This window comes from Kitasatospora sp. NPDC023120, from assembly GCF_055560835.1.
On the sequence record NZ_JBVHHY010000005.1, the window covers coordinates 265181 to 287901 of the forward strand.

Sequence of the window (22721 nt, forward strand, 5' to 3'; positions counted from 1 at the left end):
TGGCGGTCCTGCTAGTGTTCAGCGCCGAATCACCAGGTCGTACGGGGGATGGCAGGTCGCGGTGACCGAGGGGATCGAGCACGACATACCCACCGAGCTGGCCGAGGCCTACCTCGTCCTGCTCGCCGACGTCTCCCGGACCGGCAGGCTGCTGCGCCGCGAGGAGCTGGAGAGCCTGCGCAAGCTCGGCGAGAACTGCGCCGAGGCCGGGTTCGGGCTGCGCGAGGTGGTGGCGCACTGCCTGGCGGCGGCCCGCCGGGCCTGGCAGACGCTGCCCGGGGCGACCGCCGCGACCAGCGTCAACGAGCTGCGCCGGACGGGCGACGCCGTCCTCGCCGCCACCGACGCCGCGCTCGCCGCGCTCGGCGAGGGGCACGAGCGCGCGCAGCGCCTGGCGATCCGTCAGGAAGAGGCGGCGCGGCGGGAGTTCATCGACGACCTGCTGTTCGGCCGCAGCGACCTCGGCCTGCTCGCCGAGCGCGCGGAGCGGTTCGGGCTGCGGCTGGCGGGCTCGTACACGGTGGCGGTCGCGGTCGGCAACGAGCCGTTCGCGGACGTGCACCCGCTGGTGCACCGGGTGGAGCGGGAGCTGGCCGGCCGGTTCGGCGAGCGGGACGTCCTGCTCGCCGGCAAGGAGGGGCGGCTGGTCTGCATCGCCCCGGACTCCGAACGGGCCGTGCTGGAGGCCTTCGCCGACCTGACGCTGCGCCCCGGCCCCGGCTACCGCCCGGTGCAGCGGGTGGCCACCGGCCGTCGGCACTCGGGCCCGAGCGGGGTGCTGCGCAGCTACGAGGAGGCGCTGGACACACTGGACTACGCCCAGCGCCTCGGGCTGCCGGCCAAGCAGCTGAAGGCCGAGGAACTGCTGGTCTTCCCGGTGCTGATGCGCGACCGGGCGGCCATGGCGGACCTGGTGCGCAGCGTGCTCGGTCCGCTGACCGAGGCGCGCGGCGGCGCCCGTCCGCTGCTGGACACCATCGCGGTGCAGGCGGAGGCCGCGTACGTGAACGCCGAGGCGGCGCGCCGGCTGGGCCTGAGCGTGCGCACGCTGGGCTACCGGCTGGAGCGGATCAAAGCCCTCACGGGGTACGACCCGTCGGACGCGCTGCAGCGCTTCACCCTGGAGACGGCGGCGATGGGCGCGCGGCTGCTGAACTGGCCGGAGCAGCCGCTGTAGGCGGCCCTGTCGGACTGTTCGCCCAAACCCGTGCCGGGTCGCTACGACAGCCTGGCGACCGTCCTGTGGCCGGGCTGTTGCAGTGTCATGGGCGGCGCACGTACCAGGGTGTCAAAGGGCCGTAAAGATTGCCGGATCCTGGCAATGTGCGGCGGGCTCCCCCACTGCCATGATCTCCCCGGCGCCGAAGCGCGGTGCCGGGGGAAGGGCGGGGAGTGTGGCCGGGATGGGGGGATTCTTCGCGGCCGCGCTGGCCTTTCCGACCGCGCTGTTCAGCTTCGCGCTGGTGGTGGTCGTCGGGTACTGGCTGCTCATGCTGCTCGGCGGACTGGGGTTCGACGCCCTGCACGGGGGTCATGGCGTCGGGCACCACATGGGTGCCGGGCACGGCGGGCACGTCGGTGGCGTCGGGCACGTCGGGCACGTCGGGCACGTCGGGCATGTGGGTCACATCGGGCACGGTGCCGGGGGGCACGTGGCGCACGGGACGCCCGGCGGTCACGGCACCGGCGGTCACGGCACCGACGGGGGCAAGGGCGCCCACCACGGGGGCGTGCTGGACGCGCTGGGGCTGGGCGGGGTGCCCGTGACGGTGGCGGTGTCGCTGCTGGTCGCACTCGCCTGGTTCGTCAGCCTGGCCGGCACCGTTCTCACCTCGGGGGCGCCGGCGCGCGGCGGCGTGTTCGCCGTCGCGCTGGTCGCCTCCTGGGCGGGCACCCGGGTGCTCGTCAAGCCGCTGAGGCGGCTGTTCCCGCAGGACCGACCGGTCACCCGGGGGGACTTCGTCGGCCGGGTCTGCGTGATCCGGACCGGCCGGGTGACGGCCGATTTCGGGCAGGCCGAGGTCACCGCCGAGGACGGCTCCACCGCGACCGTCCAGGTCCGCACGCCCACCCCCGAGCCCGAGCTGACCGCCGGACGGACCGCCCTCATCTACGACTACGACGCCGAGGGCGAGCACTTCCTGGTGGCGCCGTTCGACCCGTCGCCGCCAGGCCTCCCTATCTGACGTTCCGTCACTTCATCTCGTTTCCCTTCCTTTTCGCGTCGTTTCCTCTTCGCACCAACTCGCCATCTCGTCAAAGGACTCCGTGATGGACACCATCGCCGTGGGTTTCGGCGTACTCGTCGCCGTCGTGCTGCTCATCGTGCTCGCCATGCTGCTGTTCGTGGGCCGCCTGTTCCAGAAGGTCGAGCAGGGCAAGGCACTGATCGTCTCCCGGACCAAGAAGGTGGACGTCACCTTCACCGGCGCGATCGTCCTGCCGATCCTGCACAAGGCCGAGCTGATGGACATCACCGCCAAGACGGTGGAGATCCACCGGGCCGGCCGGGACGGGCTGATCTGCCGCGACAACATCCGGGCGGACATCCGGATCTCCTTCTTCGTCCGGGTCAACAAGACCGTCGAGGACGTCGTCAAGGTCGCGCAGTCGATCGGCACCGCCCGGGCCAGCGACCCGCAGGCGATCCAGGAGTTCTTCGCCGCGAAGTTCGCCGAGGCGCTCAAGACCGTGGGCAAGCAGCTGGACTTCACCGACCTGTACACCCACCGGCACGAGTTCCGGGACCAGATCATCGCGGTCATCGGCACCGACCTCAACGGCTACACGCTCGAGGACGCGGCCATCGACCACCTGGAACAGACCCCGATGAGCCAGCTGGACGCCGACAACATCCTGGACGCCCAGGGCATCCGCAAGATCACCGAGCTGACCGCGATCGAGCACGTGCGCACCAACGAGTACCAGCGCACCGAGGAGAAGGAGATCACCCGGCAGAACGTCGACGCCCGGGAGACCGTCCTGGAGCTCGAGCGCCGCCAGGCCGACGCCGAGATCCGTCAGCGCCGCGAGATCGAGACCCTGCGGGCCAAGGAGGACGCGGTGATCGCCCGCGTCCAGGAGGAGGAGCGGCTCAACGCGCAGACCGCCTTCCTGCGCACCGAGGAGCTGCTCGGCGTGCAGCGGGAGAACCAGGCCCGCGAGGTCGCGGTGGCGCAGAAGAACCGCGAACGGGTGATCGCGGTGGAGAACGAGCGGATCGAGAAGGACCGTCTGCTGGAGGTCGTCGGCCGTGAGCGGGAGACCCAACTCGCCACGATCGCCAAGGAGAAGGAGGTCGAGTCCGCCAAGCGGGACGTCGCCGACGTGGTCCGGGAGCGGGTCGCGGTGGACCGGACGGTCGCCGAGCAGGAGGAGGCCGTCAAGACGCTGCGCGCCACCGAGGAGGCCGAGCGCGTCCGCAAGGCCGTGGTCATCCAGGCCGAGGCGGAGGCGCAGGAGAAGCTCGTCAAGGACATCAAGGCCGCCGAGGCCGCCGAGCAGGCCGCCGCACACAAGGCCCGCGAGGCGCTGGTGCTGGCCGAGGCCCGGCAGCGGGCCGCCGAGCTGGACGCGGCTGCCAAGATCCGGCTGGCCGAGGGCGTCCGGGCGGAGGCCGCCGCCGAGGGCCTGGCCCGCGTCCAGGTGCGCGAGCAGGAGGCCGCGGCGGTGGAGAAGGTCGGTCTCGCCGAGGCCGTCGTCCAGGCCGAGAAGGCCAAGGCCGCCGCGCTGGAGGTCGGCGCCAAGCTGAAGGCCGAGGCCGAGGGCCTGACCGAGAAGGCCGCGGCGATGGCCAAGCTGGACGAGGCCTCGCGCGGACACGAGGAGTACCGGCTGCGCCTGGCCGCCGAGAAGGACGTCCGGCTCGCCGGGCTGGACGCGCAGCGCCAGATCGCCGAGGCCCAGGCCGCGCTGGTCGCGACCGGCCTGGAGAAGGCGAAGATCGACATCGTCGGCGGGGACTCGGTGTTCTTCGACCGGCTCGTGCAGTCGGTGACGGCCGGCAAGAGCGTGGACGCCTTCGTCGGCCACTCGCAGACCGCGCAGACCCTGGCCGGGCCCTGGCTGGACGGACGGGCCAGCTTCACCGAGGACCTCACCCGGGTGCTGTCCTCCGCCTCCACCGCGGACGTGCAGAACCTGACGGTGTCCGCGCTGCTGATGAAGCTGATCGGCTCGGGGTCCGGCGAGCAGTCCGGGCAGCTGCGCCAACTGCTGGAGTCGGCACAGAAGTTGGGCATCGCCGAGACGCCGATCGGGGCACTGGCCGGCGGGGGCGCCCTCGTGGGCGCCTCGGTCAACGGCTCCAAGTAGCGTACGGCTCCCGCGTGGAGTACGGCTCCACTGGCGCACGGCTCCATGTGGTGCACGGCTCCATGTGGTGCACGGCTCCTGGCAACGATCCACCGAGTACTGAGGAACTGACCGTGGACGCCCTCGACGCCCGGCTCGACGCCGGCACCTACGAGGTCCTGCGCGACCGGCTCGCCCGGTCCGCCGCCGAACTCGCCGACCGCGCGCAGGCGTTGAACGCCCGCCGGGTCGAGGAGTTCGGCGGCGGGGAGCTGCGGCTCACCGGCACCGGGCGGCTCACCACCGCCCGGGCCTGCCTCCCGCAGGACCTCACCGCCGCCGGCTCACTGCTGCTGCTCGGCACCCGCCCCGCCGAACTCGCGGACGGCACCGAGGACTTCGCGGACGTCCTCGGCCTGCACCGGCCCGACCTCTCCCCCGCCCCCGCCGAGGGCACCCTGCTGGACGACCCGCGGCTGCGCCAGGACCTCGCCGACCTGCGGCGCTACTTCCGCGACGCCCGCCTGGAACGGCTGCGCCCGGCCGAGGGCCGGCTGCTCGCCGTCTTCCGCACCGGGCCGGCCGGCGCCGACGTCCGGGTGCTGCGCTGGCGCCTCGACGACGGCGCCGACGACGCCCGGCCCGCCTACCTGGACGGACGCGGCGAGCGCGACCACACCCCCGCCGACGGGCAGCAGCTCGCCTGGACGGCCCTGACCCGCGACGACCAGCTGCCCGCCGGCCCCGGCCGCCCGCCCCGCGCCGACCTGGCCGGCGAGCTCCACCTCGGCGTCGACGGCGGCCGGTTGACCCTCACCACCCCGGACGGCCGGGAGCTGCACCACGAACCGCTGGCCGAGGCGCTGCAGACCCTCGCCGACGCGCAGATCGCCCACGCCCGGCTCGCCACCCTGCTGCTGGTGCGGGTGCGCCCGTACCAGGAGGAAACCGTCCGGCACCTGGTGGTGCACCTGCCCACCGGCAAGGTCACCCGGATCGACGCGCTCGGCCAGGCCTGCCTGCGGCTGCCCGCCGACCAGGGCGTCGCCTTCCCCGGCGGCTGCCACCTGCTGGACGGCACCGTGCGCACCTTCGACCAGCCCGTGGACGGCCTGGCGTACGAGCGCACCGTCGTCTCGCCCAACGGCGAGGACGTGCTGTACGAGTTCCGCTCCCCCGCCGACGGCCGCGCCCTGCTGCAGCCGTACAACAGCGTCCGCCAGGAGGCCGCCGCCCCGCTGCCCTGCCAGGGCTACGCGCTGCTCGCCGACGGCACCCTCGTCGCCCTGCGCCCGGCCGAGGACGGGCCCACCCGGCTGCATCCCGTCCAGCTCTGGCGAACCCCGTTCACCAGCGAGCGCTTCGCCGCCGAACAGCCGCCCGGCAACGGGCCGTTGGCCCAGATCGGCAACGCCGACCTGGTCCGCGGCCTGGCCGACTGCCTCGCCCTCGCCCGGCTCGCCGCGGCCGGCGCCGACACCCCGGCCGGCCACCGGGCCGTCCTCGCCGCCTGCACCCGCACCGCCGACCGGCACCACTGGCTCGGCCAGAGCGGCCTCGGCGACCTCGCGGCGCCGCTCGCCGAGATCCGCGACACCGCCCGGCAGGTCATCGCCGAGTACGAGGCGATCGCCCAGCTCGCCGCGCACGCCGCCGGGCAGACCGACGAGGCCGCCGAACACGTCGAGGGCCTGCTGCGCACCGCCCGCGGCGAGACCCTGGCCGACGCCGCCGAGTGGGTCGACCGGCTCGCCGGGCTGCGCCGCGCCCAGGGCCGGGTCGAGGCGCTGCGCGACCTGCCGCGCGCCGACCCGGAGCGGATCGACGCGCTCGCCGCGCACCTCGCCGAGGGCCTGGCCGAGGCCGCCGACCGGGCCGTCGGGCAGCTCGCCGAACCCTCGGCCTTCGAACCGCACCGGCAGCGGGCCACCGGGCTCGCCGAACAGTGCGCCACCATCGCGACCGCCGCCGAAGCCGAGCCGCTCAGCCTCGAACTGAGCACCCAGAGCGAGGCCTTGCAGACCGTCTCGGAGCTGGTCGGCACCCTCGACCTCGCCGACGCCACCACCCGCACCGCGATCCTGGACCGGCTCGCCGACGTCCTCGGCCTGCTCAACCGGGCCCGGACCGCGCTCACCGTCCGCCGCCGGGAGCTGCGCACCCACGAGGCCGCCGCCGAGTTCGCCGCCGAGACCGCCCTGCTCGGCCAGGCCACCACCGCCGCGCTCGCCGTCGCCGACACCCCCGAGGCCTGCGACGACCAGCTCGGCCGCCTCCTGCTGCGGATCGAACAGCTGGAGACCCGCTTCGCCGACGCCGACCCGGCCCTCGGCGACCAGCTCGCCGACCGGCGCACCGAGATCCACGACGCGCTCACCGCCCGCCGCCAGCACCTGCTGGAGGAACGGGCCCGCCGCGCCGACCGGCTCACCGCCTCCGCCGAGCGCATCCTCGACACCCTGCACCGGCGGCTGGCCACCCTGGACACCGCCGCCGAGATCGACGCGACGCTCGCCACCGACCCGACGGCCGTCAAACTCCGCGACCTGGCACGCCAGTTGACCGCGCTCGGCGACCGGGTCCGGGCCGAGGAGCTGACCGGACGGCTGCGCGCCGCCCGCGGCCGCGCCCACCGCGCCCTGCGCGACCGCGCCGAACTCGCCGGGGACGGCCCCGGCACCCTGCGGCTGGGCCGGCACCTGTTCGCCGTCACCACCCAGCGCCCCGAACTCGTCCTCGTGCCCTGGCGTGGACGCCCCGCCTTCACCCTGACCGGCACCGACTACCGCTCCCCCGTCACCGACCCGGCCTTCGCCGCCACCGAGCGCTACTGGGACCGCCCGCTGCCCTCGGAGACCCCGCAGCTCTACCGCGCCGAGTACCTCGCCGCGAGCCTGCTGTCGGCGAGCGAGGCGGGCTCGCTCGAAGCCGGCTCGCTCGCCCCCGACACGGACCTCGCGGACCTGCTCGAGTACGTCCGGCGGGCCGCCGAGCAGCGCCCGGACGAGGGCTACCAGCGCGGCGTGCACGACCACGACGCGGCGCTGCTGCTCCGCGCCCTGCTCCGACTCGGCGCCGACGCCGGGTTGTTGCGGCACCCGGCCGCCGCCCGGGCGGCCGCGCAGCTGTACTGGGCGTACGGCGCGGACGAGCGGCAGCGGCTGCTCTGGCACACCCGGGCCCGCTCGCTCGGGCTCGCCCGGCAGGCCTTCGGCGGCGTTCCGGCCCTGGACGCACTGGCCGACGAACTGTCCGCCGCCGTCGCCGGGTTCGTCCCGGGGCCGGTTTCCGGGGCCGGCCCGGCGTCCGGGGCCGGGGCGTACCTGGTGGCCGAACTCGCCGCCGAGTCCCCCGCGTTCGCCTTCTCCGCGAGCGCCGCCGCGCTGCTCGACAAGTTCCGCGCCGCTCCCGAGTCGGCCGGCCTCACCGAGGCGCTGGCCGCCCTGCCCGACGAGCCCGGACTGCTGCCGGTGCGGCGCCAACTCGCCACCGCCTGGCTGGAAGCGGTCGCCGCCGACGCCGACCCGGCCGACCTCGCCGAGGCCGCCGCCGTCCTGCTCTGCCCGTCGCTGCCGCGCCGGCCGGTCGAGGCGGCGGTGGGCACCCGGCTGACCGGGCTGCTCGGCGACCACCCGCGGCTGACGGGCGGCACGCTCGACCTGCGACTCGACGAACTGCTGGCCCGGGTCCGGGAGTTCGAGGAGGTGGAGGCCCCCGGCTACCGGGCCTACCAGAAGCTGCGCGGCGAGCTGCTGGCCGCCGAGCACGCCCGGCTGCGGCTCGACCAGTACCGGCCCGCCCCGCTCAACGGGTTCGTCCGCAACCGGCTGATCGACCAGGTGTACCTGCCGCTGATCGGCGACAACCTGGCCAAGCAGCTCGGCACGGCAGAGTCCGGCGGGCCGGTCGACCGCAGTGGCCTGCTGCTCCTGGTCTCCCCGCCCGGCTACGGCAAAACCACCCTGGTCGAGTACCTCGCCGAGCGGCTCGGCCTGCTGCTGGTGTCCGTCAGCGGCCCGGCACTCGGCCACAGGGTCACCTCGCTGGACCCGGCCGAGGCCCCCGACGCCACCTCCCGGCGCGAGGTCGAGAAGCTCAACTTCGCCCTGCACGCGGGCGACAACGTGCTGCTCTACCTGGACGACGTCCAGCACACCTCGCCCGAGTTCCTACAGCGCTTCATCCCGCTGTGCGACGCGCAGCGCCGGATCGACGGCGTCTGGGACGGCGAGGCCCGCGAGTGGGACCTTCGCGGCAAGCGCTTCGCCGTCGTGATGGCCGCCAATCCGTACACAGAGTCCGGCCGGCTCTTCCGGCTGCCCGACATGCTCGCCAACCGCGCCGACGTGTGGAACCTGGGTGACGCCGTCGCCGGGCGCGAGGACCTCTTCGCGCTCAGCTTCGTCGAGAACGCCCTGCCCGCCAACGCCCACCTTGCCCCGCTCGCCACCGCCGAGCGCGCCGACCTGGACATCCTGCTCGCCCGGGCGGCGGGCGTCCCGGGCGCGCCCGGCGGCACGCTGAGCGGCTCCTGGCCCGCCGCCGAGGTCGAGCGGATGACCGCCGTCCTGTCCGGGCTGCTGTACCTGCGCTCCACCGTCCTGGCCGTCAACCGCGCCTACCTGGACTCCGCCGCCCAGGACGACCGCGCCCGCACCGAGCCCCCGTTCCTGCTCCAGGGCTCGTACCGGAACATGGCCAAGCTCGCCCAGCGCCTCGACCCCGCCCTCACCCGGCCCGAGCTCGACGCCCTGCTCGCCGACCACTACCGCGCCGAGGCCCAGCCGCTGGGCGCCGACGCTGAGGCGCAGCTGCTGAAGCTCGCGGAGCTGCGCAGCGACCTGACCCGGGCGCAGGCGCAGCGCTGGGAGGAGCTGAAGCGCGCCTGGCGGGGCTGAGGGGGAGCCGTCCCGCTGCGTGGCGGGGCTGAGGGGAGCCGTCGGCTTCACTTCCGGGGGTGTGGCCGGCTACACCCCCGGAAGTGAAGCACTGGTCATTGAGGCACACCCGTCGCGGGCGATGGGATGTGATCATGAACGTCACGGACCTTGCCGTCGAACTCCGATCCGTGTGCCGGACCTACCGGCGCGGGCCCGAACCGGTCCTCGGCCTGGACGAGGTGAGCATCGGGTTCCCCTTCGGCACCTTCACCGCCGTCATGGGCCCCTCCGGCTCCGGCAAGTCGACCCTGCTGCGCTCGGCCGCCGGACTGGAGCCGATCGACGGCGGCGAGGTCCGGGTCGACGGCACCGTCCTCGGCGGTCTGCGGGACAAGCAGCTGACGGTGCTGCGCCGGGAGCGGACCGGCTTCGTCTTCCAGTCCTCCAACCTGCTGCCCGCCCTGACCGCGGCGCAGAACGTGGCGCTCCCGGCCCGGCTGGCGGGCCGCCGCCCCACGCCGTCCGAGGTGACCCGCCGCACTGGCCGCGGTCGGCCCGGCCGACCGGGCCGGGCACCGTCCGGGCGAGCTCTCCGGAGGCCAGCAGCAGCGCGTCGCCATCGCCCGGGCCCTGCTCACCCGCCCGGCGGTGCTGCCGGCGGACGAGCCGACCGGCGCGCTGGACAGCCGAAGCGGCCGCGAGGTCCTCGCCCTCCTGCGCCGTGCGGCCGACGACCCGGGGCGGGCGGTGGTCATGGTCACCCACGACCCGGTCGCCGCCTCGTACGCGGACCGGGTGCTGTTCCTCCGGGACGGCCGGCTGGCCGACACGCTGGAGCGTCCCACCGCCGAGCAGGTCGCTGCCCGGATGACCGCACTGGAGGCCGGCGAGGGCGGGGGCGCCGGGACGACTGTGGGGGCTGTGGTGGTCCGCCCGGGACGACGCCTTCGCCGCCTTCGACCTGCGGCCGCTGCTGGACCGGGACGACAACGGACCGATGCTGGTGCTCAACGGCACGGACGACGTGCACGTCCCGCAGCACGACACCCTGGTGTTCGCCGGACGCCGGTCCACCCGGATCGACCTGCTCCCCGACACCGGCCACTGCGCCGTCTCGAGGTTCGGCGAGGCGATGGCCCTGATACCCCCTGGCTGCGCGGAGCCCTGGCCGACTGATCACCCAGCCGCTCGAGCCACTCAAGCCCTCACGCCGCTCGAGCCGCTTGACTGCCCAGTCATTCAAGTCCGACGACCGTACGAACCCTCCCGGCGGGTCAACCCCCGACGCCCGGCCGTGGCGCCGCCGGCAGGTGCCTCGACCCCGCGGCTAGCGTGTGCGCATGGGCGCTCAGCAACTCGATCTCACCGGACTGCGCCGGGTGTACGGGCGGGCCGGGAGCCGGTGGTTCTACACCCGGGTGGCGCGCAATGCCCGGCACTGGGGGTGGACGGAGCCGGGACAGTCGAAGTGGCGGCTGTGGCGGGCACAGCGGCAGCTGGAGGACGTGCTGGGACGCAAACTGGCGCTGCCGCCGGGGGCCCGGGTGCTGGACGCCGGATGCGGGGCGGGGGTGGTGGCGCGGGCGATGGCGACGCGCTTCGGGCTGGCGGTCACCGGGGTCGACGTCCTGGACTTCCACCTCGCCGAGGCCCGTCGGCTCAGCGCCCGCGCCGCACTGACCGGACGGACCGCCTTCTCCTGGGGCGACTACCACCAACTACCCTTCCCAGACGATGAGTTCGACGGCGCCTATTCGATGGAGACGCTCGTCCACTCCTACGACCCGCCCCGCGCCCTGGCCGAGTTCCACCGGGTGCTGCGCCCGGGCGGCCGGCTGGTGCTCCTCGGTCCGATGAGCACCGCCCCGCTGGACGAACTGGATCCGCGCGCACGGGCGTTGCTCGAACCGTACCTGGACGCGATGACGATGACGGGCGCCAAGCTCTACCACGCCCGCAACCTGCCGCAGCTGCTCACCGAGGCCGGTTTCGAGGTCGAGGAGGCGCTGGACGCGACGCCGTACTACACGCCCACCTCGGAGGCGGTGTACACGTACTTCCGGCTGCCGTGGGAGGTGCTGCGGCGCTTCGGCGATCCGGCGAAGTGGCTCAACCTCCGCTCCACGGTGGAGATGTACGCCGTGCGCGAGTACGTTGCCTGGTACGTTCACACCGCCGTCAAGCCTTCGAGGTGACCTCCGCCGTGGACGAGCGCTCCGCCCCGCTGCCGTACCCGAGCGGCTGGTTCTGCGTCGGTCGGGCACGGGACCTGCCGCCCGGGCGGGTGCGGACGGCCCGGCTGATGGGCGAGGACGTGGTGCTGTACCGGACCCGCCGGGGCGCGCTGCGCGCGGTCGGGCCGCACTGTCCGCACCTGGGCGCGCACTTCGGGGCGGGCGGGACGGTCCGGGGCGAGGAGCTGGTCTGCCCGTTCCACGGGTTCGCCTTCGGCCCGGACGGCTCCTGCACCGGCGCGCCGGACGGCACCCGGCTCCGGGCTTCACTCGCCGGACGCCAACTCTGTGAGCGGGACGGCGCGTTGTTCGTCTGGCAGGGGGCGGTCGGCGAGCCGCCCGGGTGGGAACTGCCGCCGCCGGTCGGGGTGCGTCCGCTGGCCTGGTGGAGCGGGGAGGTGCTCTCCCATCCGCAGGAGGTCATGGAGAACAGCGTCGACTTCCGGCACGTGAGCGTGCTGCACGGGCTGAACACCCGGGAGACCGCCCCGCCCGAGGTGGACGGCCCGCTGTTCACCATCCACCAGCGCACCACGACCCGCTTCCCGGGGCTGGGGGCGGTCAGCCTGGAGCAACCGGTGACGCTGGCCGGACTCGGGATGATGCGCCTGGTGGCCGAACTGCCGGAACTGGGCAGCACGTTGCGGGTCTGGGTGCTGCCGACGCCGATCGCCCCGTGGCGCACCAGGGTGCGGTTCGCGGTGACCAGCACGGTGCCGGTACCGGGGGTCGGGTCGGCGCGGGCCCTCGACCGGGCGGCGTCCTGGCTGGCACTGCAGGCCTCGGTGCGGATCATCAAGCAGGACCGGCCGGTCCTCGCCCACAAGCGGTACCTGGCGCAGCCGCGGCTGGTGCCCGGAGAGCGCTCGATCGGGCTGTTCCGGCACTGGGCGCGACAGTTCTATCCGGCACATCCGGCCCCTCCGGAGGCGACTCCCGCTCCAGAGGCGACTCCCGCTCCCGCGGCCGTTCCCTACCCGGGGGCGGATCCCCACCCGGACGCGAATCCCGTGGACTGACTCCCGCCGGCCGACACGGTCAGCGTCTCCCACACCGGGTCGGGCAGCCCGGGGACGGACCGCCCCTCCGCCTGCCACCGCCGGGCCAGCTCGGCGTAGATGGGTGCCTCCGCATCGGGCTCCCCGGGCGGCGCCATCCCGCGCAGGATCGTTTCTTCGACCGGCCGCCGCCGCGGTACCGGCATCGCCCCAAATCCACTCACACCCGCCCAACGCACCCCACCCGCACCGGGACACGGCCGCGTCAACCCGGCGCGCCACACATCAACCCCTCCCGGGGTGCGGCGTACGGGTTGCACAGGAAGTCGGACCGGCCGACTTCCCGTGCAACCCGTACGCGATTTCGACGCCCTCACACGGCTTCGGCAAGCCCTGCGCCTACCGCCGCCGGCCCGCCGCCAGCAGCTCGGGCACGGTGGCGAGCTACACCCGGGGCCGCCCCTCGGCCTGGCCCCGCTCGCGCTCCGCGCGGTCCACCGCCCGCAGCTCCTTCAGCCCGACCGCGTCCGGCCGCCGCTGCCGCACCAGCCGGTCGAACTCCTTGCGGCCCGCCTCCGGCACCGGCAGCGCGCGGGCGGTCGCGTCGTCCAGCAGCGCGTCGACGGTCTCGCGCGCACAGGCCCGGTTGGCGCCGATCCCGCCGGACGGCCCGCGCTTGGCCCACCCCACCACATACGCGCCCGGCAGCGGCTGCCCGGTCTCCGGGTCGACGACCCGCCCGCCCCGGTGCGCGACCGTCCCCGTCCGCTCGTCGAACGGCAGTCCCGGTACCGGCACGCCGCGGTGTCCGATCGAGCGCACCACCAGTCCGGTTCGGAGCACGTCCTTCTCCCCGGTGGCCTCGACCCGCTCCCCGTCCACGAGCGTGGTCCGCTCGACGGTCAGTTCCTCGACCCGCCCGTCCCCGGACAGCTCGACCGGCGCCGAGAGGAACCGCAGCACGATCCGCCGCCCCGCACCCGGCTCCGCGGCCCCGTCGTACGGGACCAGCGGCAGCCCGGCGAGCAGCGCCGCCTGCGAGCCGGACGCCGCCTGCGCGTCCGCCCCGGCCTGCGGGCCGGATTCCGCCGATCCCGCCCTCGCGCCCGACGCCGCCTCGATCGCCGCCCGCACCTCCGGGTGGTCCTCGACCACCACCTCGACGCCCGGCAGCTGCCGCAGCGCCAGGAACTCCGCCCTGGTCCACGCCGCCTGCTCCGGACCTCGCCGGGCCAGCAGCACGACCTCGCGCACCCGGCTGCGGCGCAGCGCGGCGAGGGCGTGGTCGGCGATGTCGGTGACGGCGAGCCCGTCGGGGTCGGTGAGCAGGATCCGGGCGATGTCCACGGCGACGTTGCCGTTGCCGACCACGACCACGCGCTCCGCCGAGAGCTCCACCGCCGCGGCCGGCACCGTCGGATCGGCGTTGTACCAGCCGACGAAAGCGGTCGCGGGCAGGCTGCCGGGCAGTTCCTCGCCGGGGATGCCGAGCCGCCGGTCGGCGGCCGCGCCGACGGCGTACACCACCGCGTGGTGGTGGGCGGCGAGCTCGCGGTGGGTGACGTCCCTGCCGACCTCCACGTTGAGGTGCATCCGCAGCCGCGGGTCGTGGAAGACGCTCGCGAAGCTCTCCGCGATCCGCTTGGTGGACTGGTGGTCGGGCGCGACGCCGTGCCGCAGCAGACCGCCGGTGACCGGCAGCCGGTCGATCATGGTGATCTCGGCGCTGGTGCTGCGCAGCAGTTCCTGCGCGGTGTACCCGGCGGACGGCCCGGTGCCGACGACGGCGATCCGCAGCGCGCCGAGCTCGCCCGGCAGGCTGCGCGGGAAGCTGGGCCGGCCCCAGGCGTGGTCGCTGGGGTGGTCGCGGAACCAGTCGCGGTTGAGGTCGCCGAACACGGTGTCCGGACCGCGCAGCCGGTCGACCGGGAACACCGCGTCCACCGGGCAGGCGTCCGCGCATGCGCCGCAGTCGATGCACGCCTGCGGGTCGATGTAGAGCATGTCGGTGGTGCCGAACTCCGGCTCGTCCGGGGTCGGGTGGATGCAGTTGACCGGGCAGACGGACACGCACGAGGCGTCGTTGCAGCAGGTCTGGGTGATCGCGTAGGCCATGGCCGGGGTGAGGTCCTCGCTGTGTGTCCGGATCCGATGTGTCGTCAGAGCATGTGCACGCGGCGGTAGATGGCGGCAGATCGGCCGGTGAGCAGCCCGGCCTCGGCGAGGAAGGCCATCAGGTGCCGGGAGCTGGTGCGCATCATCGCCTTGCGGTGCTCGCTGGCCCGCACCTCGGCGAGCGCCCGCTGCACGTCGAGCCCGGCGGCCTTGTACACGCCCGGGTGGACCATGCTGCTGACGATGACGTACGCACCCACGGCGATGCCGGTGGCCGAGGTGCGCCGACGGGCCGGGCTCGCATACCGCATCCGCTCGCGGATCTCCTGCCGGGCGAACTTCATGTGCCGCGACTCCTCGACCACGTGGATCCGGGAGGTCCCGCGGACGATCTCCAGCACGTTCTCGCCGCGCATCCAGTCGCGCTGCATGACGTCGAGCACCTCTTCGGCCACCAGGATGCCGCCGTAGGCGAGTTCACCCTTGGCCAGCGCCTTGAACGCGCGTCCGGCCTGGGCGATCAGCTTGTTCGGGCGGTAGGCGGGGACGCCCATCTTCTCGCAGGCGCGGGCGAACATGATCGAGTGGCGGCACTCGTCGGCGATCTCGGTGAGCGCGAACTGGAACTCGGCGTTGGCGGGGTTCTTGAGGTACTGGTCGCGCAGCACCATCTGTTGGAGGATCATCTCGAACCAGATGCCGGTGTTCATGATCGAGCAGACCTCGTGCCGGGTCAGGGTGACCCGCTGCCGCTCCGTCATCTCGCCCCAGAGGCGGGTGCCGTAGAGCGTGCTCCACTCGGGATTGAGGCCGTAGTGCTCGTCCGGCAGGGGGGCGTCCCAGTCGATCTCGGTCGAGGGGTCGAAGGAGAGGGTGGCCGCCGACTCCAGCAGCCGCTTCGAGACGTCGTCGTCGGCCATGGTGTGCCGGTGGGCCACCGGGTCGGTGAGAGCCATGGCTGCCTCCAGGTGCCTGCTCCTGCGGGTTCCCGCTCACCCGCTTATTAGACGGACAGTACAATAAGAGCCCTCCGCCGAGAACCCCCTGCGCAGCAGCGGACCGGCGCACGGCCGCACGCCTCGCGCCCCCGTTCCCCCCGGGCACGACGGAGGGCGGAGCCCATCAAAGCCCCGCCCTCCGTCCCTGCCCACCGCCCCTGCCCACCGCCCCTGCCCACCGCCCCGAGACGGTTACGCCGCGTCCAGCACCTTCCGCAGCGCCTCGGCCGCCTCGGCCGTCGCTTCCCGGAAGCGACGGCCGATGCCGAGGTAGTTGGCGTAACCGTGGATGAGGTCCGGCTGCCGGCTCAACCGCACCGCCACCCCGGCCTCCTGCAGCGCCCGCGCGTACGCCTCGCCCTCGTCGCGCAGCGGGTCGAAGCCCGCGGTGCCGATGTACGCGGGCGGCAGGCCGGCCAGGTCCTCGGCGAGCAGCGGCGACAGGCGCGGGTCGGTGCGGTCGGCGGGGTCGGGCGCGTACCGGTCGGCGAACCAGTCCATGTCGGCGCTGGTCAGCAGGAACCCGTCGGCGAACAGCTCGCGCGAGGGGCGCCGGGTCGAGGCGTCGGCCGCCGGGTACAGCAGCAGCTGGAACACCGGCGCGGGGCCGCCCCGCAGCACGGCCGCCTGGGTCGCGACGGCAGCCAGGTTGCCGCCCGCGCTGTCGCCGCCGATCGCGATCCGCTCCGGGTCCGCACCCAAGTCGGCGGCCCTGGCGTGCGCGTGGTCGAACGCGGCCAGCGCGTCCTCGACCGCCGCCGGAAAGACGTGCTCGGGCGCCAGCCGGTACTCCACCGACAGCACCCGGACGTTCGCCCGCTGCGCCAGGAACCGGGCGACGTGGTCGTGACTGGCCCGACTGCCGACCACCCAGCCCCCGCCGTGCAGGAACACCAGCAGGCCGGAACCCTCCGCCAGGCCGTTCGGCGTGTACAGCGTCGCCGCCAACTCCCCGTACGCCTGGGGGATCCCGACGGCCCGCGCGGCCACCGACCGGAGCATCGGCCCGCCCACGAGGTGCCGCGCGTACTCCATCGCGACCCGCGAGGGCCCGACCCCGCCCGGCATCACCAGGGACGCCTTCGACAGCCGCTGCAGCCTGAGTATCAACTGCGCGTCCAGCGCGAGCGTCTGCCCGTCCCGCACCACCGGCTTCCCCGCGACCGCCCGCCGCAGCCCCTCCGGCAAGGCGTACGCACCCCGGACGACGGCAGCCTGGATCCGAACGGGGAGTGGGATCGTCATCTCTTCTGCCTCCTGGGACGGTGCTGCCTGGACCGAGAGCCCATGATGAGGCCACCACACCGGACTTGGAAGCCCTCCCCGAGGGCTCACCCCTGCGCGAAAATTATGTAGACCGGTCTACATTTCCGTGGCTCGCCCCCCCCGGCGCCCATCCGCGCGAGAAGTCGACCAGGCCGACCTCCTGCGCAGAAGCTCCCCGCCCCCGGGCAGCGAGTCAGTAGACCGACCGACATATTCCTGCATCCCACCCGCCACCCGTACACAGGAAGTCGGCCCGGCCGACTTCTCACGCAGCGCGGGCAGCATGGGCAACGTGGCAGCGCCGTGCAGCAGGCACGTAATCAGTAGACCGACCGACATATTCCCGCAGGCGCCACAGGCGAAGGGCCCCAGCCCGTGCGCAGGAAGTCGGGCGGGCCGACTTCCTGCGCGTGTCAGCCGATCGAATCAGAATCAGTAGACCGGCCTACATATTCGTCCTGCCCTCGGCCCGGTGGGCGCAGGAGGTCAGGTGGCGGCGCTCGGGGGTGCTGGGGGTGCGGGCGGCGGCTTCGCGGTAGGCGTGGGCGGCGGCGGCCGGGTCGGTGCCGAGGCGGTCGAGGAGGTGGGCGCGGACGGCGAGGAGCCGGTGGTGGCGGGCGAGGCGCCTGTCGGCGGCCAGCTCATCGAGGAGACCGAGCCCGGCCGCCGGCCCGTGGACCATCGCCACCGCGACCGCCCGGTTCAGGGCCACCATCGGGTTGGCGTCGAAGCGCAGCAGCAGGTCGTACAGCACCAGGATCTGCGGCCAGTCGGTGGCTTCCGCGGTCGGTGCCTCGCTGTGCACCGCGGCGATCGCCGCCTGCACCTGGTACGGCCCGGGCTGTCCGCCCGGTAGCGCGGCGGCGATCAACTCGAGCCCTTCGGCGAGCAGTTCGCGGTCCCAGCGGCCGCGGTCCTGCTCCTCCAGCGGTACCAGCTCGCCGTACGGTCCGGTGCGGGCGGGGCGGCGGGCGTCGGTGAGGAGCATCAGGGCGAGCAGTCCCGCCGTCTCGGCCTCGCCCGGGGTGAGGCGCAGCAGCAGGCGGGTCAGCCGGATCGCCTCGACTGCGAGCCGCGGTGCGGTCAGCTCCTCGCCGCCGCTGGCCGTGTACCCCTCGTTGAAGATCAGGTACAGCACGTGCCGGACCTCGCCCAGCGGCGCGGCGCCGAGCCCCTCCTCGGGCAGCACCAGCCGTCCGCCCGCCGCCTTGAGCGTCTGCTTCGCCCGGCTGATCCGCTGCGCCATGGTGGTCTCGGGCACCAGGAACGCGGCGGCGATCTGCGCGGTGGTCAGGCCGCCGACGGCGCGCAGGGTCAGCGCGATCCGGCTCGGCACGGACAGCGCCGGGTGGCAGCAGAGGAAGAGCAGCGCGAGCGAGTCGTCCGCCGCCGGGTCGGGCGCGTCGGCGGCCGGGGCGAGCAGTGCCGACTGCGGCGTGGCCAGCGCGAGCGTCTCCTCGCGTCGGCGGCGGGCCGACTCGCTGCGCACCTGGTCCACCAGACGGCGGTCAGCGACGGTCACCAGCCAGCCGCGCGGGTTCGCCGGCACCCCGTCCTGCGGCCACTGCAGCGCGGCGGCCAGCAGCGCCTCCTGCACCGCGTCCTCGCACGCGTCGAACGCCCCGCCGTGTCGCCGCACGAGCACGCCGAGGACCTGCGGCGCCAGTTCGCGCAGCAGGCCCTCGACGGCACGGTCCGTCGTGCTCACTCGGTCACCGGGAGGTCGTTCACCGGCGACTCGTGCAGGATCGGCCACAGCTCGACCGGCTCGACGTCCGCGAACGGCATGTCGGCGGCGATCTGCTGGGCGCGCTCCAGGCTCTCGCAGTCCAGCAGGTAGAAGCTGGCCAGGTACTCCTTGGTCTCCAGGTACGGCCCGTCGGTGACCACCGGCACCCCTTCGGCCCGCCGCACCAGCTGCGCGGCGGACGCGTCCGCCAGCCCGTACGCGCCGACCAGTTCGCCGCTCTCCCGGTACTTGGTGTTGAACGCCTCCTGCTTGGCGATCGCCTCCGGCCAGGCCTCGGCCGGGAAGGAGTCCCACTTGGCCTGGTTGCCGTAGATCATCGCGACGTACTTCATCTCGGGTGTCCCTCCGGTCCCGCGCGCCCCTCCGGCGCGCTGTCACCTCTCAGTCGGAGCCGCGGGACGGGGCCTCGACATCGGCCGGGAACTTTTCCCGAGAACTTTTCCGGAGAAACTTTTCCCGGGACCTTCCCCGAGACCCTCCCGGGGCCTTCCCGAGAACCTTCCCCGAGAACTCGAGGACCCTCCGCCGCGGCCCCGCACGGTCCGAGAGGCGCCGGTGATCAAGGTACGGCAGGCTCCCTGAACACCCGCAACACCGCCTCCGCCCGCGACCCGACGGGGGCTTCCGCGCGGGTCAGCTCCTCCACGACCGCGCAGGCGTCCAGCAGCACGACCCGGGCCCCGGGCTCGGTGAGGAACGCACGGGCCAGCGCCTCCGGTGCGGCGTCGCCGACGACCAGCCCGTGCAGCAGCTCCGCCCCGGCCGCCTCCATCTCCTCCCCGGGATCGCGCGCCGCCGACCGGTAGCCGTGCCACGCGGCGAGGGAGGCCTCCCGCCCCTGCTCCAGCAGCAGCATCATGGCCGTCTCCCCCAACACGTCCGCGTTCTCCGCGTCCGACTGCGTCACTTCGCGCAGGACCTCCCACGCGTCCTGGCGGCGCCCGGCCCGCCGGTAGGCCTCGACCAGGAAGCAGCGGATCAGCACGTCCTGGTCCGCTCGGGAGCGGAGTGCGGACGCGTCCGCGATCGCCTCCTCCTGCCGACCGGCCAGTTGGTGAGTGGAGCACCGCGCGATGAGTGCCCATGGCTGGTCGGGGTCCAGCTCCAGGGCCGCCGTCAGGTCGGCCACCGCCTCCTCGAACCGACCGGCCCTGCGGTGGACGTCCCCACGCTGGACGAGTGCCCACGTGTACCCGGGGTCCAGCTCCAGGGCCGCCGTGAAGTCCGCCACCGCCTCCTCCATCCGCCCTGCCCTGAAGTGGACGTTTCCGAGCTGGGCGCGTGCCCACGTGTACCCGGGGTCCAGCTCCAGGGCCGCCGTGAAGTCCGCCACCGCCTCCTCCGGTCGCCCCGCCTCCTGGTGCACCAGACCGCGTTCACCGAGTGCCCACGCGTACCCGGGGTCCAGCTCCAGGGCCGCCGTCAGGTCGGCCACCGCCTCCTCGAACCGACCCGCCGAACGATGGACGCTGCCACGTCGGCTGAGCGCCTGCACGTACCCGGGGTCCAGCTCCAGGGCCGCCGTGAAGTCCGCCACCGCTTCCTCCGACCGACCCTCCAGCCGGTGGAGTTCACCGCGCTGGAACCGTGCCCACGCGTACCCGGGATTCAGCTCGACGGCCGCGCTCAGGTCGGCCAGCGAGTCCTCCGGCCGACCCGCCTCCCGGTGCGCCACGCCGCGGTCGGCGAGTGCCCACGAGTACCCGGGGTCCAGCTCCAGGGCCGCCGTCAGGTCGGCCACCGCCTCCTCCAACCGGCCTGCCAATCGGTGGAGTTCACCGCGGCGGGCCAGCGCCCAGGTGTACTCGGGGTCCAGCTCCAGGGCCGCCGTGAAGTCCGCCACCGCCTCCTCCGGTCGCCCCGCCTCCTGGTGCACCTGCCCACGCTCGCCGAGTGCCCACGCGTACGCGGGACTCAGCGCCAAGGCAGTCGTCAGGTCGGCCACCGCCTCCTCGAACCGACCCGCCGAACGATGGACGCTGCCGCGCTGGGCCAGCGCCCACGCGTCCTCGGGGTTCAGGTCCAAGGCCTCCGTGAAGTCCGCCACCGCCTGCTCCAACCGGCCTGCCTGGCGATGGGCCATCCCCCGGAATCCGAACGCCTCCTCGTCGTCCTCCAGCTCGATGGCTGCCGTGAGGTCCGCCATCGCGGCGTCCGGTCTCCCGGCCTGGCGGTGGGCCTCACCGCGGTGGGCCAGCGCCCATACGTGCGCGGGGTGCGCGTCCAGGGCCGTGGTGAAGTCCGCCACCGCCTCCTCCAGCCGGCCCGCCAGCCGGTGGGCTTCGCCGCGACCGCCGAACGCCCAGTCCAGGTCCGGGTCCAGCGCGAGGGCCGCCGTGAAGTCCGCCACCGCTTCGTCGAACCGTTCCGTGAACAGGTGGATCACGCCGCGTGAAGCCAGCGCCGACGCGTACTCGGGGTCGAGGTCGAGGGCGGCGTTGACGTCGGCCAAGGCCTGCTCGTTGTCGTCCTCCATGACGTGGACGCGGCTGCGGTACGCACGGGCCTCGGGGAGCCCGGGTGCGAGCGCGACGGCACGGTCGAGATCGGCCTTGGCCTCCGCCACCCGCTCCGCCTCGACGTGCTGGTCCCCTCGCTCCGCCAACGCCCAGGCCCGCACGCACGAAGGCAGGCCCGGAGTGCAGAGGACGGTGAGGACCTCCATCTCCCGCCGCCAGGTACCGGCTGCCGCGCGCAGCCGCGCCGCCCACTGGGTCAGCTCCGCGTGGTCGCTGTCCTGCCCCGCCTGCCGCAGCATGTCGAGCCATGCGGGGAGGTCCTGAGAAGCCTCGCCGGTGATCCGCACGACGTGCTCCAGGGCCTGCGCCAGGTGCGCGGTCGGATCGGCGCAGAGCAGGTGGTAGGTCTCGTTCAGCGCCTGCTGGCGCCACCGCCCGTCCTTCCGCCGCTTCCGTACCGGGAGCTGCTCTTCCAGGGCCTCCCGGGCGGCGGCGAAGTGCTCCGCGAGTCGTCGGTGCTCCGCCGTCCAGGCGGTGGGCGAGTGCGTCCGGCGGCGGCGCAGCATGCTCGCCCGGGCCACCGCGTGGTACTGCCGGTACGAGCCCCAGCCGGAGACGAAGGGCTGGCTCAGCAGCCAGTCCCAGGCGTCGGCGGCCGCGCCCGGTACCGCGCAGGCGAACAGGTCGTGGTTGAGCTGGAGCGGCAGGGCGGCTGCCAGCACCGTCTCGCGACGCTCCGGTTCGGGGATCCACTGCAGGAAGCGCTCGACCGCGTGGTCGGTGAGGTCGGCGCCGGCCCCGGCGACGTCGCCGACGGCCTGGAGGTCGGTCTGGGCGAGCAGCGCCACCAGCAGGGGCAGGCGCATCGACAGGCCCATGACGGCTTCGACCACGTCGGGGTCGGTGACGCCGCGGACGGCGAGGAGTTCGCGGGTCTCCTGTTCGGTGAAGACGTCGAGGGGGACGTCCACCACGGCCGGGCGCAGGGTGCCCCATTCGCGTTCGCTCAGTTCCTCGCGGCCGGCGAGGACGATGACGACGTCGAGCGGGACCTCGCCGTAGTCGCCGTCGAGGAGTTCGCGCAGCCAGGCGTCCAGGTGGCGGCCGGTCAGTTCCCAGGTGTCGAGGAACAGGACCACCCGCTGGTTGCCGCGCCCCTCGCACAGCTTCTCCAGCTCGGCGACGAACGCCCGGCTGAGCGCCGCCTCCTCGCCCTCGTCGCCGCGGCGGCGCTGGCGCAGGCCGGCGATGAGGCGGTCCGCGCCGAGGGCGACGTTGTCGGGGTTGGCGATGGCCGCGACGACGCCGGCGCCGGGCAGCATGGAGGCGGCTCCGAACGCCGCCTGGGTCACCATCCGGGACGGCAGCGACGCCGACTCTCCGCCGGCGGACGGCTCCGGCACGCGGTCGGCAGCGGCCTGCACGGCCCGCCGGTACTGCTCGAGCGCGCGGTCGAACTCCTTCAACGGTCCGTTCTGTTCCGCGAGTTGCCTGGCCAGTGCGGTGAGCGCCGACTCGACGCCGTGGACGTCGTTCTCGTCCACCACCGCCGTCCGCGACCCGGACCGCCGGGCCGCTTCGCGCCACTCGGCGATCAGCGTGGACTTGCCGACGCCGCCGACGCCGCGCACGTGGAAGAGGAAGTCCGCCGGGTCGTCGGTGGCATCCGGGTCCGGGTTCTTCCGCAGGTTCTCCGCGAAGAGCGCCAACTGGGCGCGTCTGCCGACG

At 74.1% G+C, this 22721-nt stretch carries 12 protein-coding genes and 1 pseudogene; 7 read left to right on the forward strand and 6 right to left on the reverse strand.

Going from position 1 to position 22721, the window contains the following annotated elements; all coding sequences use genetic code 11:
• Positions 1–61 precede the first annotated feature (61 nt).
• The 7 genes and pseudogenes from ACZ3TI_RS10040 to ACZ3TI_RS10070 all read left to right on the forward strand — a co-directional run bounded on the left by ACZ3TI_RS10040 (position 62) and on the right by ACZ3TI_RS10070 (position 12426).
• Entirely contained in the window at positions 62–1177 is a 1116-nt protein-coding gene (locus tag ACZ3TI_RS10040) for a PucR family transcriptional regulator (RefSeq protein WP_465725331.1), read from the forward strand.
• 226 nt (positions 1178–1403) lie between these two features.
• A complete protein-coding gene (locus ACZ3TI_RS10045) occupies positions 1404–2186 on the forward strand; it encodes a hypothetical protein (RefSeq protein ID WP_465725333.1) in 783 nt (260 codons plus the stop codon).
• An 85-nt stretch (positions 2187–2271) separates the two neighbouring features.
• Positions 2272–4314 carry a flotillin family protein gene (locus ACZ3TI_RS10050; RefSeq protein WP_465725335.1) on the forward strand — a complete coding sequence of 681 codons (2043 nt, stop codon included), beginning with the start codon at positions 2272–2274 and terminating at the stop codon, positions 4312–4314.
• A gap of 113 nt (positions 4315–4427) precedes the next feature.
• The gene (locus tag ACZ3TI_RS10055; protein ID WP_465725336.1) at positions 4428–9191 is read left to right on the forward strand and encodes a DNA repair ATPase; all 4764 of its coding nucleotides are present in this window, start codon (positions 4428–4430) and stop codon (positions 9189–9191) included.
• A gap of 134 nt (positions 9192–9325) precedes the next feature.
• A pseudogene (locus tag ACZ3TI_RS10060) lies at positions 9326–10058 on the forward strand (ABC transporter ATP-binding protein); the annotation flags it as partial.
• Positions 10059–10513: 455 nt separating this feature from the next.
• A complete protein-coding gene (locus ACZ3TI_RS10065) occupies positions 10514–11368 on the forward strand; it encodes a methyltransferase domain-containing protein (RefSeq protein ID WP_465725338.1) in 855 nt (284 codons plus the stop codon).
• An 8-nt stretch (positions 11369–11376) separates the two neighbouring features.
• On the forward strand, positions 11377–12426 hold the full coding sequence (locus ACZ3TI_RS10070) for an aromatic ring-hydroxylating oxygenase subunit alpha (RefSeq protein WP_465725340.1): 1050 nt from the start codon (positions 11377–11379) through the stop codon (positions 12424–12426).
• Between the two features lie 423 nt (positions 12427–12849).
• Here ACZ3TI_RS10070 and ACZ3TI_RS10075 read toward each other — a convergent pair whose 3' ends face one another.
• The 6 genes from ACZ3TI_RS10075 to ACZ3TI_RS10100 all read right to left on the reverse strand — a co-directional run bounded on the left by ACZ3TI_RS10075 (position 12850) and on the right by ACZ3TI_RS10100 (position 22702).
• Positions 12850–14520, reverse strand: a complete 1671-nt coding sequence (locus tag ACZ3TI_RS10075) for an FAD-dependent oxidoreductase (protein WP_465725341.1) — start codon at positions 14518–14520, stop codon at positions 12850–12852.
• A 44-nt stretch (positions 14521–14564) separates the two neighbouring features.
• Positions 14565–15476 carry an AurF N-oxygenase family protein gene (locus ACZ3TI_RS10080; RefSeq protein WP_465725343.1) on the reverse strand — a complete coding sequence of 304 codons (912 nt, stop codon included), beginning with the start codon at positions 15474–15476 and terminating at the stop codon, positions 14565–14567.
• A gap of 234 nt (positions 15477–15710) precedes the next feature.
• On the reverse strand, positions 15711–16763 hold the full coding sequence (locus ACZ3TI_RS10085) for an alpha/beta hydrolase (RefSeq protein WP_465725345.1): 1053 nt from the start codon (positions 16761–16763) through the stop codon (positions 15711–15713).
• A 466-nt stretch (positions 16764–17229) separates the two neighbouring features.
• A complete protein-coding gene (locus ACZ3TI_RS10090; protein WP_465725347.1) occupies positions 17230–18492 on the reverse strand; it encodes an RNA polymerase sigma factor in 1263 nt (420 codons plus the stop codon).
• Entirely contained in the window at positions 18489–18866 is a 378-nt protein-coding gene (locus ACZ3TI_RS10095) for a YciI family protein (RefSeq protein WP_465725349.1), read from the reverse strand. Before ACZ3TI_RS10095 ends, ACZ3TI_RS10090 begins: the two co-directional genes overlap by 4 nt.
• Positions 18867–19093: 227 nt before the next feature.
• The gene (locus ACZ3TI_RS10100; RefSeq protein WP_465725350.1) at positions 19094–22702 is read right to left on the reverse strand and encodes a tetratricopeptide repeat protein; all 3609 of its coding nucleotides are present in this window, start codon (positions 22700–22702) and stop codon (positions 19094–19096) included.
• Between the last annotated feature and the right edge of the window lie 19 nt (positions 22703–22721).